The sequence below is a fragment of the Pseudomonas sp. M30-35 genome (assembly GCF_002163625.1).
Taxonomy (GTDB): domain Bacteria; phylum Pseudomonadota; class Gammaproteobacteria; order Pseudomonadales; family Pseudomonadaceae; genus Aquipseudomonas.
In genome coordinates this window covers 2,741,892-2,758,185 of sequence record NZ_CP020892.1, presented here as the reverse complement: position 1 = coordinate 2,758,185, position 16,294 = coordinate 2,741,892, and the positions used below count along the sequence as shown (strand labels likewise).

Genomic DNA, 16,294 nt, shown 5'->3' with positions numbered 1-16,294 from the left:
CGCATAAGCGTCGGGGTTTAGAGCGTTCCTACCACCCAGCGCAGAAGCTGTTCAGGCTGGGCGACTAAGCGGCAGTAGCGACTTAGAGGAAGGCAAACTTAGCGATAAAGATAATACACAGTACGTACAAGGACACCGATACTTTGTCGCGTTGCCCAGTCAGTATTTTCAGGGTTGCGTAGGTTAAAAAGCCCAGTGCAATACCGTTGGCGATTGAGAAGGTCAGCGGCATCATCACCACGGTAACGATGGCCGGGATGGTGTCCGTCAAGTCTTCCCAGTCGATGTGCGCCATACCACTCATCATCAGCATGGCTACATAGATCAGTGCGCCTGCTGTGGCATACGCAGGAATCATACCGGCCAGCGGGGCGAAGAACATCGCACAAAGGAACAATACGCCAACCGCGACTGCTGTCAGGCCAGTACGACCGCCAGCGGCGACGCCAGAAGCACTTTCAACGTAACTGGTAACAGGCGGGCAGCCAACCATTGCACCGATAACGCTTGAGGTACTGTCGGCCTTGAGGGCTTTGGAAAGGTTCTGGATCTGACCATTTTCATCAACCAGCTTGGCGCGGTGAGCGACGCCCATCAGCGTGCCTGCGGTATCAAACATGTTGACGAACAAGAAGGCCAGAATGACGCTGACCATCGAGATCTGGAATGCGCCCTTGATGTCCATCGCCAGGAAGGTGGGGGCCAAGCTCGGAGGCATTGAAACCACGCCGCCAAACTCAACCAGACCCATGCCCCAGCCAATCGCGGTGACCGTCAACATGCTGACCAGAATGGCGCCAAATATATTGCGATGGCTGAGTACGGCGATCATCAGGAAGCAGACAGCAGCAAGCAAAGCTGTCGGTTCACCGAAGGAGCCCATGGTGATTAACGTGGCCGGGCTGTCGACGACAATGCCGGCTGTCTTCAGGCCAATTAAGCCGAGGAATAACCCGACCCCAGCACCCATGGCAAATCGTAGGCTCATGGGAATGCTATTGAGTAGCCACTCACGGATACGTGAAAGGCTCATGATCATAAATAGCACGCCGGAAATGAATACTGCGCCTAACGCAGTTTCCCAGCTGTAACCCATCTCGCCGACAACGGTGTAGGTGAAGAACGCGTTGAGGCCCATGCCGGGTGCCAGGCCGACCGGCCAGTTGGCGTAGAGCCCCATAAGAAAGCAACCAAGCGCCGCGCCGATACAGGTCGCAACGAAGGCGGCGCCATGATCGACGCCAGCGTTAGCCATGATGTTGGGGTTAACGAAAATGATGTAGGCCATGGTGACAAAGGTTGTCAGGCCTGCAAGCAGTTCGGTTCTGATGGTGGTGCGGTGCTCGGTCAGCTTGAAAAAACGGTCTAGTAAACCGCTTTTAGCAAGCCCAGCGCCAGGCTGAGCAACTTGTTCTGATTTAACGCTTTCCACGCGGGTACTCCTCATTTCTCTTGTTGTGTACCACCCAGAGCTGGCGCTATGCGCACGTTAACTCTCTGAGGCAGGTGGCAGTTTGAGTGTGCTCACTGGCTAAGTTGTTGACCGAGCGGTCAGGAAGTCACACACCGCGATTATGCTGTTGTATACAAAAAATGCAAATACTGTTTTTCGTTCGTGAGCAAGCTATCAACCACTGAAATCAACGGGTTGAGGGCTGCTGGTGATTGGTATTAAAGATAAAAATGTTTAAAAACAGACAGATGTATAAATTTTTAAATGGAACCCAGAGCGACAAGTGGCAGCGGTGCTGGGCGTTATATCGAGTATTCAATGGCTTTTAGTTTGGAATAATGCTCAATAAATGCGAATTGTGATGGCGGGATCGAAGCAAATTAGTGCAATTGGCTGAATCCAACGCGCGGATGAGTCAGATTGAGGTTCATGATCAGCGACTATATATGTGCAAGATATGCGAGGTTTGGGTGAATTGTGTACAATAGGACAGGTTTTTTTGTGTTTTTCTGCGCATACGACTTGCCAGTCACACGTTATTACGTAATAAAGCTAACTAACAGTGATGACGTTAGGTGTAAGGCTTACCATGTCTTGCATTACAGGTTAGCCCTGATCCTGTTTTAAATTGCTGAATCCCTCTGACGCGAGCCCGAATGAACGAACAATTGCAGCCCCTAAAAAAGCAGTCCCGTGCCCTTAAAAGCAGTCGCAGTGGGACGCAGGACGATGTCGTTTATGCACATATTTTTGATGCTATCTTGGAGCAGCGTCTGGCTCCCGGCACCAAGCTTAGTGAAGAGGCCTTAGGCGAGATTTTTGGCGTAAGCCGGACGATCATCCGCCGCGCCTTATCGCGTTTAGCGCATGAGGGCGTTGTGTTACTGCGGCCAAACCGTGGTGCTGTGGTTGCCAGTCCAAGTGTTGAAGAAGCCCGCCAGATTTTTTATGCGCGGCGCATGGTTGAGCGAGCAATAACTGAGCTGGCAGTGCAATACGCCACAATTGATCAGCTTAATGAGCTGCGTCAGATGGTCGAAGATGAGCAGACCAGCTTCTCTCGCGGTGATCGCGGTGCGGGTATTCGCTTGTCGGGTGAGTTCCACTTGAAGTTGGCTGAAGCGGCCAAGAATGCTCCGCTGGTTAGTTTTCAGCGAAGCCTGGTATCGCAAACTTCGCTGATAATCGCGCAGTACGAGAGCGGCAGCCGCTCGCATTGTTCGTACGATGAGCACAATCAATTGATTGATGCCATTGAGGCGCGCGATACCGAGCGGGCGGTCAATTTGATGATGCATCACATGGATCACATCGACAGTAAGCTCAACCTCGATGAGGACAGTGCCTCTGATGATTTGCACGCAGTGTTTTCGCACCTGCTGCAAACCAAGAAAAAACCGGGAAAGGCAATCGTCAACAGCTGATAGCCTAGAGGATTTAACGGGCTATACCGCGGCAAGCGCCATTCAAAGTTGGGCATTTGAATAAAATGTCGAGCTTAGTAAAAATCCGATGTCAGGTCTCTGGTATCGGATTTTTTATGTCTGCTGCACACTAATTGCTCGGCCTTGGCGAACTTTGTCGGTTGAATGGTCCTGCGATGGATTTTCTCACCCAGGTAGCTATCCCTGCCGCTCAATGAGTTTCTTAAACAGATGCCTGGTCACTCGATTTTGTTAGGCGGTCAGTGCCGCAGCTTGTCTATAATCGCCATGGAATAACAAGGAGTGCTCATGCCGATTAGTGATATTCACCTGCCTCACGTGATTGCAGTCATTTGGTTTTTGATTTGCTGGATCGGCTATAGCCGCTACTCCTACGCGAAGGCCAAGACGACTCCCTGTCTCGCCAGTGTCTTGCATCTGTATCGTGAAGATTGGATGCGCCGTATGTTGTTGCGTGAAAACCGCATTGCCGACGCTAACGTTATCGGTAATCTGGAGCGCAACGCCTCATTTTTCGCATCGAGCACGCTGATTATTCTTGCCGGTATTCTGACTGTTTTGGGCTCTTCGGACCGCGCCTTGTCGTTGTTGGCTGATTTACCCTTTGTCCAGGAAACCACTCGCAGCTTGTCTGAGATCAAGTTGCTGGGTTTGGGGGTGGTGTTTGTGTATGCGTTTTTCACCTTCAGTTGGTGCATGCGTCAATACAATTTCGCTGCGGTTCTGGTGGGCTCTGCGCCCATGGTTGGCGAGCGCAATGTGACTGAGCAAGAACGGAAGGCGTACAGCGAGCGTACTGCACGCGTCATCTCTATGGCAGCTAACCAGTTTAACTATGGTTTACGCGCATACTATTTCGGTATGGCGACCTTGGCTTGGTTTATCAATCCATGGTTCTTCATCGCGGTCACAACCGGTGTGGTAATGGTGTTGTATCGACGTGAGTTTCACTCTGATGTGCTTGAGGTCATGGTTTACACGCAAACTCCAACTATTGAGCCGGGGAAGGAGAAAACTGAATGAGTCTGCCATTTTGGTGTGTGTTTATTAGTGCGTTGTTGATTTTTGTCGCCAAAATTCCAGTCGCAAAAGCGATGCAGCAGCAGGGCGGCGGGACATACGATAATCATCATCCTCGCAGCCAGCAGGCTCAACTCACAGGTTTTGGTGCGCGTGCGCTCGCGGCACACATGAACAGCTTTGAGGCGTTTCCACTGTTTGCGGTAGGTGTATTGATGGCGCACGTCACGCAAACACAGGGCTATTTGATTGATGCCTTGGCTCTGACTTTCGTTGTTGCACGGGTGCTGTATCTAGTCTTTTACTGGGCCGACTGGCATTGGCAGCGAAGCCTGGTCTGGTTTGTTGGATTGTTATGCAGTTTGGCATTGATGCTTTCACCTGCTTTGTAAACTCTGCAGGCATGAAAAACCCCGCATTTGCGGGGTTTTTTTATAAGCGCGAAGGCTTAATTATTGTCAATTGCATCTTTGGTTTCGTCGCCAGCTTCTTCGATGGCGTCGGAAGCATCATCCATGGCACCTTCAACTTTCTCGCCAGTTGTAGGCTCATTGCCAATGGCTTCGTTAGTCTTTTGCTTGATGGCTTCACCCGCTTCCTGGGTGGCATCACCCATCGACTCTGCAGCTTCGGAAACAGACTCTTTAGCAGACTCCATCTTGTCTTCTGGGGTTTTTTCACAAGCGCCCAAAGCAAGCATGGAGGCAAGAATTAGGGCATAGGCAAATGGTTTTTGCACAGTTAAGTACTCCTTATAAGTATCGATATTGCCGGGTTTCCCCACAGCATGCTTTTTAGAACACGCAAATAAGACATTAGTTCAGTTCTGCCTATTGTGAATCTAGCTAAGGGTTTGGTTTGTGCAGTTAGTTGACGAAAGCATTGCACTTGAGCCTGTGCGTTATTGCTCACACACACAAGCCTAGACGTTATCATGCTGACTTTTGCGGCTGGGCTTAGGGCTAAATAAATGAGTGACAAGGCGATTCTAGAACGGGCGCAGCGTTTTTTAAGCGCACTGCGTCATTGTCAGGTATTGGGTCTGCATGTTCATGAAGCTACGGCTGAAGGGCTCACCCTGTGTTTGCCGTACAGCCCGCAGATTGTGGGTAACCCAGAAACTGGAGTGATTCACGGTGGTGCAATCACTACGCTGATGGACACTACGTGCGGTATTTCGACTGTATGTGTGTTGCCGGAATTTGAGATTTGCCCAACGCTCGATCTTCGTATCGACTATATGCATCCTGCTGAGCCGCATAAAAATGTATACGGTTTCGCTGAGTGCTATCGCGTCACGCCGAACATTATTTTTACCCGGGGTTACGCCTATCAGGATGATCCGCAGCAGCCGATTGCGCATGTGGTCGGTACGTTTATGCGTATGGGTAAAGTCGCGCAGGGTCGTGCAAGCCTGAAGAAAAACATTCAGGGGGCTGCACAATGAGCGGTCTCGACCTCAATCAGTGTGTACGTGATGCGCATGAGAGCAATGACTACGACATTCTGATCAGTATGTTTCCGTACGCAAAGCTGCTAAGTATAGAGTGCTTACGTTTGGGCGATGATATGGTTTTTCGCCTGCCAGCCAATAAAGACAACATCGGTAATCCGGTTCTGCCTGCCATTCATGGTGGCGTAATCGCAGGTTTTATGGAGCATTCGGCCATGTTGCACTTGCTGATGTTCATGGAAATTCCACATTTACCCAAAATCATCGACTTCTCGATAGATTACCTGCGTGCAGGTCATTATCGTGACACCTTCGTTCGTTGCCAGGTCTGGCGCCAGGGGCGACGTGTCGCCAACGTGGCGATTACCGCTTGGCAAACCAATCAGGCTGAGCCGATTGCGACCGCTCGTGCGCACTTTAAGGTCGACGAACCCTAAGCGGTCAGGCATTTTTTTAAGGAAGTTGCATGGATTCGTTGTTGATCCTCGGTGGCTTACTGCTGATTTTGGCAGGGCTGGTCTGGCTAGTGATGCGTGCCTTTGGCACAAGCCTACTGTGGGGCTGGGCCAGCTTGATGCCGCCGTTGACGCTGGGTTACCTGTTTCGCCACTGGAAGTCTGCCAAGCAGCCGATTGGTCTGTGTGCGCTGGGCGTTATTCCACTGGTTGTCGGCCTGACAATGCTGGCCAGTCATGACAGCCAGCGTTTGGCCGATATCCTCAGCCTGCAATGGTTGAAGCCCGAAACGTCGGCGACTGCTGAACTTGATTTCGACTTGAACGGTGAACTTAATAATCAGCCATTCAGCCCGCAACAGGGCGAATTGGTCGGCGGTGTGCTGACGCTGCGTGAAGGGCGGGACTTCTTTGCCCGCCGTGAAGTGGTGATTCGCCTGCCTCAGCCGGTCAGCGGCGCGGTTAATCTTGATGTGCTGCCAACCGATACTGGCAACATCCCGGAGATTGAAATCAGCTGGTTATTGCCCGAGCAGGAATTGCCAGAGGCCCGTCGTGTGCGTCACGGCTATACCTTGCACCTGGCATTAACACCGTTGGCTCCGAACAAGCTAGCAGGGGATTTCCACTTGGTCCTGCCGCCGCAGTTCAAGACTACATTGAGCGGCAAGGTTGAGCTGTACAGTAATGGCTTGCGCTACGTTGACGGCCAAGTTGATCGCAATGTCGATTCACTCGATACCCTCGCTTTCATCATTGAAGACTATTTGCAGCGGCGCTTCACCACGCGTCTTGTGCAACTGAGCCCTTTGCCGATGGTGGCATTTTCATCCAGCACGATTGATATGACTGTTGAAGCGAGTATTAATGGCGGGCTGCAACAAGTTCCCTTACAGCTGGTGAAGTCTCCTCGTGCGGGCTGGACCATAAAAGGCGATCGCTACGCCAAGCTGGCAAAAGATTTCAAAACGCCGGTCGTGACTTCCGCTACCGCGCAACAGAAAGAGGCACTGCCAGAGATCGCGACGCGACAGATTGATCGACGTCCTCGTTTCTCTCTGCAGCGTCTGCTGCGTAATCCTGAGCGTTATTATGGTTTGGCCATGCGCGCGGCGACTCTGCGTGGCAGTCAGGCTGAAGGACTCTTTCGCGGCGTAGATAGCGATGGAAAAATTGTTCTGCAGCAACTCAAAAATGGCTCGGGTGAAGCACGCTTTACGGTTGACCCAGAACAGATCAAAACCATTGAGTTGCTTGAGCCTTGAGTTAAAAAAATACCTTTGAATTCAACTAAGCACTTGAAATATTGGTGTATGCCCCCCATTTGAATGACTACCGCCGATAAAGGCTTGGCCATCAAATGTGGAGTTAAACGACCATGAGTGTGGAAACTCAAAAAGAAACCCTGGGCTTCCAGACAGAGGTGAAGCAGCTGCTTCACCTGATGATCCATTCGCTGTATTCGAACAAAGAAATCTTCCTGCGCGAATTGATTTCCAACGCATCGGATGCTGTCGATAAACTGCGTTTTGAAGCACTTGCCAAGCCAGAGTTGCTTGAAGGTGGCGCAGAGCTGAAAATCCGTGTCAGCTTCGACAAAGAGGCTAAAACCGTTACCCTTGAGGATAACGGTATTGGCATGAGCCGCGACGAAACCATCGCGCACCTTGGCACCATCGCCAAGTCAGGCACCTCTGATTTTCTCAAGAACATGACCGGCGACCAGAAGAAGGATTCGCACCTTATTGGTCAGTTCGGCGTTGGTTTCTACTCGGCATTCATCGTTGCCGACAAAGTTGAAGTATTCACACGTCGTGCCGGGCTTAGTGCGGGCGAGGGCGTGCACTGGTCTTCACAAGGCGAAGGCAATTTTGAAATTGCCACCATTGAGAAAGCCGAGCGCGGTACGCGTATCGTTCTGCATCTCAAAAGCGCTGAAGACGAGTTTGCCGATGGTTGGCGTTTGCGCAACATCATCAAAAAGTATTCCGACCACATCGCGCTGCCAATCGAGCTGCCAAAAGAGGCGGCCAACGAGGCAGAAGAGCAACCTGCTGAGCAAGAATGGGAAACCGTCAACCGCGCCAGTGCTTTGTGGACGCGTCCACGCAGCGAGGTTAAGGATGAGGAATACCAGGAATTTTACAAACACGTCGGCCATGACTTCGAGAACCCACTGAGCTGGAGCCACAACAAGGTCGAAGGCAAGCTGGAATACACTTCGCTGTTGTACGTGCCGGGTCGTGCGCCATTTGACCTGTATCAGCGTGAAGCGCCGCGCGGCTTGAAACTGTATGTACAGCGCGTGTTCATCATGGATCAGGCTGACGAGTTCCTGCCGCTGTATCTGCGCTTCATCAAAGGTGTGGTGGATTCGAACGACCTGTCGCTGAATATCTCCCGTGAAATCCTGCAGAAAGACCCGGTCATCGACTCGATGAAGTCGGCGCTGACCAAGCGCGTCCTGGACATGCTTGAGAAGCTGGCGAAGGGTGACGCCGAGCAGTACAAAACATTTTGGAAAAACTTTGGCCAGGTGCTTAAAGAAGGCCCGGCAGAAGATTTTGCCAACAAAGACAAAGTTGCAGGCTTACTGCGTTTCGCCTCGACAGCAGGTACTGAAGGCGAGCAAGAAGTAGGCTTGGCCGAGTACATTGCGCGCATGAAGGAAGGCCAGGACAAGATTTACTATCTGTCAGGCGAATCCTATGCGCAGGTTAAAAACAGCCCGCACCTCGAAGTCTTCCGTAAGAAAGGCATTGAAGTACTGTTGCTCACCGATCGCATCGATGAGTGGCTGATGAGCTACCTGACTGAGTTCGATGGTAAGTCGTTCGTAGACGTTGCCCGTGGTGATCTTGACCTTGGCAAGCTTGATTCTGATGAAGACAAGAAGGCTCAGGAAGAAGTAGCCAAGGCCAAAGAAGGTCTGGCTGAGCGCTTGAAGTCCGCTCTGGGCGAGCAGGTTGCAGAGGTGCGGGTATCGCATCGTCTGACCGACTCTCCAGCTATCTTGGCGATTGGTGAGCAAGACCTGGGCATGCAAATGCGCCAGATTCTTGAGGCCAGTGGCCAGAAAGTACCGGAGTCCAAGCCGATCTTTGAATTCAACCCAGCTCACCCGCTGATTGAGCGCTTGGATGCGGAGCAGGATGAAGACCGTTTCGGCGATCTTACGCACATCCTCTTCGACCAAGCAGCCTTGGCTGCTGGTGATAGCCTGAAAGACCCTGCCGCTTATGTGCAGCGTCTGAATAAGCTACTGGTTGAGATGTCAGCTTAATAGGTGTCATGAAAGCCCGCAGATGCGGGCTTTTTTGTATCTTCTAACCTTGAAATCGGGAGTGCATACATGAGCAATATCAATGTTCAACCTGTTGCATACGAGATCGATGGCGTGCAGTTCGAAGGCCAGTTGGTCTTCAGCAGCGCAGTCAAAACGCCGCGTCCAGCCTTGCTGATGGCACCCAACTGGATGGGGGTGACTGAGGGTGCGATTGAGATTGCACGCAAGGTTGCTGGCGATGACTACGTGGTGTTTATTGCCGACCTTTATGGCAAAACCGTGCGCCCAGCCAATGCTGATGAAGCCGGCTCCGCGATGATGCCGCTCAAAGACGACCGGGCGTTACTGCGCAAGCGCATGCAGGGCTCGCTGAAAACGCTGTTGGCTCAGGCTGACAAGGTTGCACTGGATACCGCTAAGCAGGCGACCTTTGGTTTCTGCTTTGGTGGCTGTTGCTCCCTTGAGCTCGCCCGCGATGGTGCGCCGCTGCAAGCTGCGGTCTCATTCCACGGTACGTTGGATACACCAACACCTGCCGATGCAAAAAACATCAAAGGCTCTGTGTTGGTTCTCGATGGCGCCGCCGACCCGTTGGTTCCACGTGAGCAGCTAGCTGAGTTCGCCAAGGAAATGACCGAGGCTAATGTAGATTGGCAACTGGTGACTTACGGTGGGGCGGTGCATTCCTTTACTGATCCGCACGCCAACATGCCGGGCACGGCGCAGTATGATGAAAAGACAGCGGCGCGAGCGTTCACCGCTATGCGCAACTTGCTTGATGAGCGTTTTGCTGGTTAATCAAGCGCATTGAGCCATAAAAAATGCAGCCAATTGGCTGCGTTTTTTATGGCTCAAATCAGACGCGCTTAACGCGCCAGTTGAGCACTCGGCTGTGTCACATAAACGCGTGAGCCCCAGGCCCCGTAGTAGAAAATATACAGGTAACAGGCCATTGGCACTGCGAACGAGGCAAGCAGCCCGATGTTGTCGGCAAACAAGCCCTGAATCATCGGTACGATCGCACCTCCAACAATCGCCATGCACAACAAGCCCGAACCTTTACCCGTAAGCTTACCCAGGCCTTCAAGGGCTAGGGAGAAGATGGTCGGGAACATGATCGAGTTAAACAGGCCCATAAGAATCAGCCCCCACATAGCAATGTGACCGCCGAAACTAATGGCTGTGGCAATCAGCAGGGTGTTGGCCACCGCATTGAAGGCCAGCATGCGGCTCGGCTTGATGCGTTGCATCAGGGCGCTGCCGATGAAGCGACCGATCATGGCGCCGCTCCAGTAAATGGCCAGGTACTTACCGGCTACATGACTGGAAAGTCCGGCGATATCAGGTTGCTCCATCAGGCTGACCAGGTAACTACCGATAGACACTTCGGCACCCACGTAGGCGAAGATACCGATCACACCTAAAACCAAGTGACGATGGGCAAATATAGAGCCGTTCTCACCGCTGCCATCCTTGGTTGTTGGGTGAGTGATTGTTGGCAAGCGAGACAAGGCAATAACAATGGCTATCACGCCGAGTAAAGCCGCTAATACCAAATACGGTACTTTCACTGAATCAGCCGCTGAGTTGCTGTCGCCTATTTGTGAAGCTGCGCCAACCCCGATTGCCAGAATGGTCACCGAGCCAACCAGTGGGCCAACAGTAGTGCCAAGCGCGTTGAACGCCTGAGTCAGATTCAGCCGGCTGGCTGTGGTGGCTGGGTTGCCGAGAACGTTGACGTAAGGGTTTGCCGCCACCTGCAAGACCGTAATGCCAGTGGCCAGAATAAACAGCGCAGCCAGAAAGAATGGGTAAGAGTGCGCGGAAGCGGCAGGGTAGAACAGGGTGCAACCGACGCCTGCAACCAGCAAGCCAGCAATGATCCCGCTCTTGTAGCCGATACGTTCAACAAGGCGGCCTGCGGGGAATGACATGATGAAATAGGCGATAAAGAAGCTGAACTGAACCATTGATGCCTGGACGTAGGTCAGTGTGAAAACGGCTTTTAGATGCGGCACCAGGATGTCGTTGAGTGAGGTTATGAGCCCCCACATGAAGAACAACGAGGTCAATACAATCAGTGCACGGGTGTGCTTGGCCGGCTTGTGAGGCATATCCACTCCAAATAGGTCACCGCATTGGCGAGCGGCAGTGGGCGGCGATTCTACCTGTAGTTTCTATGATAGCGCTAACCAAAAGCTGACCGTTTAACCGGAAATCAGGCTCAGCGTGGTAGTTCTATGCGCTCTGTTTCACCCGGTACACGTGGCCACTCCTGAGCTGTCCAAGCTTGTCTTGCCTGGTCTATCAGCTGTGAGTCAGTGGATACGAAGTTCCAATTGATTCGCCTTGGGCCGAGTGGCTCACCGCCAATAATTACCAAATGGCACGCTGTGCACGCCAGCAGCGTCAGCTCTTGCGTCTCGGGCAGCAATGTCAGTGCACGCACGGACAAATCGCTACAACCCAGCTGGGCTTCACCTTCCAGCATGTAAATCGCCCGCTCACGGTGCTCGCTGGGTATGACCAAACTGGCGCCAGCGACCAGCTTGACCTCGGCGTATAACGTGGGGGATTTGACCGGTACCGGTGACTCAAGACAAAAGCCATTGCCAGCGATCATGCAAATTTCAACGCCCATGCTCTCACTGCGCGGCAGGGAATCAGAGCGGTGATGGCTGTAGCTTGGATCATCCTGCTGATTAGCTTCTGGCAGGGCCAGCCAGACTTGCAAGCCATGCAGGTTAGAGCCTGTCTTGAGTGTGGCTTGCGGGGTTCTTTCGACATGGGCGATCTGTTTGCCTGCGGTCATCCAGCTGACGTCACCGGGCTGCACCAACTGGTCAGAACCGATGCTGTCCTTGTGTTGCAGCTGGCCTTCAAAAAGGTAGGTCAGCGTCGACAGGCCAATGTGCGGGTGCTGATTGATGTTCATCCCGCTTCCCGCAGGATAGTTATGCTCAAGCATGTGATCGAAGAACACAAACGGTCCAACGCTGCGGCATTTTGCCGAGGGAAGAGGGCGCAGTATGGGTTGCCCTTCAATCTCTTCCCGGCGCGGTTGAATTACTTGAAGCTCACTCATGTACGGTTCTCCAAAAATGACTGCAACTAATACTGGGTGCGCTGGTTTAGCCGCTCATTGGTTTAAAATGCCCGAGCTTACTGACTTCTTGTAACAATGGGGCAAATTGCCAGGTGAACTCGCTACGGCTTAACTGACTCTATGTAAATCACGTTATAGGGAGTATTTGCGTTTGTCATTATTTCGTCTGGGTATAGCAGTACTAGCCGCCGCAACAGCTGCAAGCACTGTTGAGGCGCGGGATTATCGTTATAGTGATGCGCATCTGCATTATGTCGACTTCTTTCAGGAAAGCGCCGGACTCGATGAGCTGGTTGCCAACATGGCGGCAGCGAATATCGATCACGTGATGCTTTCGGGTATCCCGGTTGCCAAGAAATGGCACGAAAACGAGCCCAAGCGTCCACGTTATTACGCCGGTGACGATGCCAACGCCTATTGGTACAGCGCAACAGATACCTTGATCGCCCATGCCTATAACAAGTTGCCAGCTGAACAGCGCCGCCGCTTTCATCCGTTCTTGTCTGGTTTCAATCCGAATGACAAGAACGCCGATGCTTTAGTACGCCAAACCCTCGAACTCGACCCGGGTTTGTGGCAAGGCATTGGTGAGATATTTACCCGTCACGACGACCTAACAGCGTTGATCGAAGGGGACACGCCACGCGCCAATAACGAGGCATTGGCGCGGATCTATCACCTGGCTGCAGAGTACGATTTACCGGTGATGCTGCACTCCAATATCACCTCCAAGCGTGAACGTAATCCGCTCTATCTACAAGAAATCGAAGACCCCTTGCGCAACCATCCAAGCGTGCGTTTTATCTGGGCGCATGCAGGTACCAGCATGGAGATTCATCGCCATCAGACCAAGCTGGATTTTCTCTTGCCGACGCTTAAGCGCATGTTGGAAACCTACCCGAATCTTTACATCGACCTGTCATGGACGGTGTTAGAGCCTTATCTACTGGACAAAGATGGTAATCCTGACCCTGAATGGGTCAATTTGGTCAGCAGTTATCCGGCTCGCTTTATGCTGGGCTCTGATGTTGTAGGCCGTTTTGACAGCCTTGAGAAGTACATGAGCGGCTTTACACCGTTTCTGGACGCGTTACCCGCAGATGTTGCGCAGAAGGTCGCTCGTGACAACTTTCTCGCCGTTCTGCCACGCAAAGTTCAAGCTGAGCTTGCCGAGCAAGAACCCAGCGCTGAATAAAATCACACGCAGATAACTGCGCCTTTTCAGGGTTGCTAAAACCGCTGTGGGCGCAGTAATTTTTGCACCGTCTGTTTTGTCATTGTCCTGTCATGCTGGTGTCATACGCTCGCGCCATCGACACTCAGGAGCGCGACATGTATTACACCCGTATTGGTGCTGCTGTAGCACTGACAGTGATGGCAAGTTTGGTGCACGCAGAAGTGCGTGTTGAAGGGCCGGTAGAGTACGGCGTATTTGCCACTCAATATAAGGACTTCAAGCCGGGCGAGCGCGTGCTGACACGCAGTAATCAAGAAATTGAAACCACTGAGAGCGTGCCAGCCAAGCTGGGCACCAAGTTTGGTATGCGCTACAAGCTGTCAGGCAAGACAGTGGACGCTGAGCCTTTGACACTGCTCTATTTGACGCCAGGGGTCACCAGCCCTGATGGTCAGCGTCATGACAAGTTCGTGGTTACCCAGAAGATGGTGCCTGGCGCACCGCTGGATACCATGGCTTTTGAGTTCACGGAACATTATGAAGTTGTTCCAGGCGAGTGGCAGTTCATGGTTTTCCAAGGTGATCGCAAGCTCGCAGAACAGACATTCACTGTTCGTTGAGTCAAATCGCAAACACTAAAAAGGGCGCCATATAGGCGCCCTTTTTATTTAGCGTGTAAGCGCTGCTTACTTGCCTGTCCAGCGCTTCATCACCAGCGTTGCGTTGGTGCCGCCGAAACCAAAACTGTTGCTCATCACAGTGTTGATCTGAGCGTTCTCTTTGGTTTTCAGCTGAATTGGCATATCTGCAACGTCTGGGTCCAGCTCATCGATATTGGCCGAACCAGCAATGAAGTTGCCTTCCATCATCAGCATGCAATAGATGGCTTCTTGAACGCCTGCGGCGCCAAGCGAATGTCCTGAGAGGCTCTTGGTCGAGCTGATCGCAGGCGCTTTATCAGCAAACACTTCACGTACGCCGCGCATTTCTGCAACGTCACCAACCGGTGTCGAGGTGCCGTGGGTGTTGAGATAGTCAATTGGATCTTCAACCGTGGACAACGCCAGCTTCATGCAACGGATAGCGCCTTCGCCGCTTGGCGCGACCATGTCGTAGCCGTCGGATGTTGCGCCGTAGCCAATAACTTCAGCGTAGATTTTCGCGCCGCGGGCGAGGGCGTGTTCGAGTTCTTCGACCACAACCATACCGCCACCGCCAGCAATGACAAAACCATCGCGCTTGGAGTCGTATGCACGCGATGCTTTTTCTGGGGTTTCGTTGTATTGCGTCGACAGCGCGCCCATTGCATCAAACAAGCAGCTCTGGCTGTAGTGTTCTTCTTCACCACCGCCCGCGAAAACCACGTCTTGCTTGCCGAGCTGGATCTGCTCCATTGCCTGGCCGATGCAGTGAGCACTGGTTGCGCAAGCAGAGGAAATCGAGAAATTAACGCCCTTGATTTTGAATGGCGTTGCCAGGCATGCCGATACGGTGCTGCCCATGGTACGGGTTACACGATACGGGCCAATACGCTTGACACCCTTTTCGCGCAGGGTGTCGATGGCTTCCATCTGGTTGACGGTTGAGGCGCCACCAGAACCGGCGATCAGACCGGTACGCGGGTTGGATACCTGGTCTTCGCTCAGGCCAGAATCCTTGATCGCCTCAGCCATGGATAAGTAAGCGTAGGCCGCCGCGTCACCCATGAAACGGATGAGTTTGCGGTCGATCAGTTCTTCAAGGTTCAGATCAATCGAGCCTGAAACGTGGCTGCGTAAGCCCATCTCAGCGTACTGCGGATTGAAGCGAATACCAGAACGACCCGCGCGCAAGTTGGCGGAGACTGTTTCTTTGTCATTGCCCAGGCAAGAAACGATGCCGAGGCCGGTAATTACGACGCGACGCATGGAAAAAATCCTTTAGAAACTGTCAGTGGAGGTGAACAGGCCAACGCGTAAGCCTTCGGCACTGTAAATCTCGCGGCCATCAACGCTAACCGTGCCATCTGCGATAGCCAGAATCAGCGAACGGGTGATGGTGCGTTTAATGTGAATGTTGTACGTGACCTTTTTAGCGGTTGGCAGTACCTGGCCGAAGAATTTAACTTCGCCAGATCCCAATGCACGTCCGCGGCCGGGGTTGCCTTGCCAGCCTAGGTAAAAGCCAACGAGTTGCCACATGGCATCAAGACCTAAACAGCCAGGCATGACGGGGTCGCCTTCAAAATGGCAACCGAAGAACCACAGGTCTGGGTTGATATCGAGTTCTGCGACGATCTCGCCCTTACCGTACTTTCCGCCAACTTCACTGATATGAACGATGCGGTCCATCATCAACATGTTAGGGGCGGGCAGTTGCGCATTACCCTCGCCGAACAGTTCGCCGCGGCTGCAGCGCAACAGATCTTCTTGGGTGAAGGCGTTTTGTTTGGTCATGCGAGCTCCTCAATAATCCCATGCTCCATGGCTGGGCAGGTCGTTCAGGCTGGTTGTGCGACAGGTCGCAGATCAGCTTTCTACACTAATAGACTGTTGCGTTGCCATGAAAGTCACAGCTTACAGTGTACAGTTGTACTCTGCTTGCCAATTGTACCGTGAAAGCACATTTTAGTTGTTAGTTGAGTATTCGCCTGTAGCACTTTAGTCACTCAGGTTGGAAGCCTACAGCGCCTGATTGTTCACTTGCAATCTATGCGCCGTACACGCCAGAGCATGCTGACAACTTCAACCTAGCAGAATTACCCGACGTTTAATGCATTGCTTTCAGTCAATGCCGACAAACTGTAACGGCATGCGGCTATTTGTTGAGCATGTGCGATGTTGGCAGCATTTTTATGGCGCCTGATGGCCCGCCCCACAACGCTTGCGAGGCAATGACTTGCCTATAAAATACAGACTTC

The 16,294-nt window shown here is 52.4% G+C and carries 16 protein-coding genes; 10 read left to right on the top strand and 6 right to left on the bottom strand.

Going from position 1 to position 16,294, the window contains the following annotated elements; translation table 11 throughout:
* Nucleotides 1–82: 82 nt before the first annotated feature.
* Entirely contained in the window at nt 83–1,432 is a 1,350-nt protein-coding gene (locus tag B9K09_RS12665) for an NCS2 family permease (RefSeq protein WP_087517146.1), read from the bottom strand.
* A gap of 677 nt (nt 1,433–2,109) precedes the next feature.
* Here B9K09_RS12665 and B9K09_RS12660 point away from each other — a divergent pair.
* The 3 genes from B9K09_RS12660 to B9K09_RS12650 all read left to right on the top strand — a co-directional run bounded on the left by B9K09_RS12660 (nt 2,110) and on the right by B9K09_RS12650 (nt 4,310).
* The gene (locus B9K09_RS12660) at nt 2,110–2,877 is read left to right on the top strand and encodes a GntR family transcriptional regulator (RefSeq protein ID WP_087517145.1); all 768 of its coding nucleotides are present in this window, start codon (nt 2,110–2,112) and stop codon (nt 2,875–2,877) included.
* 309 nt (nt 2,878–3,186) lie between these two features.
* Complete coding sequence (locus tag B9K09_RS12655; RefSeq protein WP_087517143.1) at nt 3,187–3,921, top strand: DUF599 domain-containing protein; 735 nt, start codon at nt 3,187–3,189, stop codon at nt 3,919–3,921.
* Complete coding sequence (locus B9K09_RS12650; RefSeq protein ID WP_087517141.1) at nt 3,918–4,310, top strand: MAPEG family protein; 393 nt, start codon at nt 3,918–3,920, stop codon at nt 4,308–4,310. Before B9K09_RS12655 ends, B9K09_RS12650 begins: the two co-directional genes overlap by 4 nt.
* 56 nt (nt 4,311–4,366) lie before the next feature.
* Here B9K09_RS12650 and B9K09_RS12645 read toward each other — a convergent pair whose 3' ends face one another.
* Nucleotides 4,367–4,657, bottom strand: a complete 291-nt coding sequence (locus B9K09_RS12645; RefSeq protein ID WP_087517140.1) for a hypothetical protein — start codon at nt 4,655–4,657, stop codon at nt 4,367–4,369.
* A 231-nt stretch (nt 4,658–4,888) separates the two neighbouring features.
* Here B9K09_RS12645 and B9K09_RS12640 point away from each other — a divergent pair, with 231 nt between their 5' ends.
* The 5 genes from B9K09_RS12640 to B9K09_RS12620 all read left to right on the top strand — a co-directional run bounded on the left by B9K09_RS12640 (nt 4,889) and on the right by B9K09_RS12620 (nt 9,910).
* Nucleotides 4,889–5,365: a PaaI family thioesterase gene (locus tag B9K09_RS12640; protein WP_087517138.1), complete on the top strand. Its 477-nt coding sequence runs from the start codon at nt 4,889–4,891 to the stop codon at nt 5,363–5,365.
* Entirely contained in the window at nt 5,362–5,808 is a 447-nt protein-coding gene (locus B9K09_RS12635; protein WP_087517137.1) for a PaaI family thioesterase, read from the top strand. The genes B9K09_RS12640 and B9K09_RS12635 overlap by 4 nt, the downstream gene beginning before the upstream one ends.
* A gap of 29 nt (nt 5,809–5,837) precedes the next feature.
* A complete protein-coding gene (locus B9K09_RS12630; protein ID WP_087517136.1) occupies nt 5,838–7,091 on the top strand; it encodes an MFS transporter in 1,254 nt (417 codons plus the stop codon).
* Nucleotides 7,092–7,204: 113 nt separating this feature from the next.
* Nucleotides 7,205–9,109, top strand: a complete 1,905-nt coding sequence (gene htpG, locus B9K09_RS12625) for a molecular chaperone HtpG (protein ID WP_087517135.1) — start codon at nt 7,205–7,207, stop codon at nt 9,107–9,109.
* A 69-nt stretch (nt 9,110–9,178) separates the two neighbouring features.
* Nucleotides 9,179–9,910, top strand: coding sequence for a dienelactone hydrolase family protein (locus B9K09_RS12620; RefSeq protein ID WP_087517133.1), 732 nt, complete (start codon nt 9,179–9,181; stop codon nt 9,908–9,910).
* 68 nt (nt 9,911–9,978) lie between these two features.
* Here B9K09_RS12620 and B9K09_RS12615 read toward each other — a convergent pair whose 3' ends face one another.
* Nucleotides 9,979–11,226 (bottom strand): sugar MFS transporter, encoded by a 1,248-nt coding sequence (locus B9K09_RS12615; protein ID WP_087517131.1) that lies wholly within the window; start codon nt 11,224–11,226, stop codon nt 9,979–9,981.
* 110 nt (nt 11,227–11,336) lie between these two features.
* The gene (locus B9K09_RS12610; protein ID WP_087517130.1) at nt 11,337–12,197 is read right to left on the bottom strand and encodes a pirin family protein; all 861 of its coding nucleotides are present in this window, start codon (nt 12,195–12,197) and stop codon (nt 11,337–11,339) included.
* 172 nt (nt 12,198–12,369) lie between these two features.
* Between B9K09_RS12610 and B9K09_RS12605 the strand changes: the two genes are divergently transcribed.
* Together B9K09_RS12605 and B9K09_RS12600 are read left to right on the top strand one after the other, a co-directional pair.
* Entirely contained in the window at nt 12,370–13,413 is a 1,044-nt protein-coding gene (locus tag B9K09_RS12605) for an amidohydrolase family protein (RefSeq protein ID WP_087517129.1), read from the top strand.
* A gap of 137 nt (nt 13,414–13,550) precedes the next feature.
* Entirely contained in the window at nt 13,551–14,015 is a 465-nt protein-coding gene (locus B9K09_RS12600; RefSeq protein ID WP_087517128.1) for a DUF3859 domain-containing protein, read from the top strand.
* A 66-nt stretch (nt 14,016–14,081) separates the two neighbouring features.
* Here the strand turns inward: B9K09_RS12600 and fabB are convergent, their stop codons facing one another.
* Together fabB and fabA are read right to left on the bottom strand one after the other, a co-directional pair.
* Nucleotides 14,082–15,302: a beta-ketoacyl-ACP synthase I gene (gene fabB / locus B9K09_RS12595; protein ID WP_087517126.1), complete on the bottom strand. Its 1,221-nt coding sequence runs from the start codon at nt 15,300–15,302 to the stop codon at nt 14,082–14,084.
* 12 nt (nt 15,303–15,314) lie between these two features.
* Nucleotides 15,315–15,830, bottom strand: a complete 516-nt coding sequence (gene fabA / locus B9K09_RS12590) for a 3-hydroxyacyl-[acyl-carrier-protein] dehydratase FabA (RefSeq protein ID WP_087517125.1) — start codon at nt 15,828–15,830, stop codon at nt 15,315–15,317.
* Between the last annotated feature and the right edge of the window lie 464 nt (nt 15,831–16,294).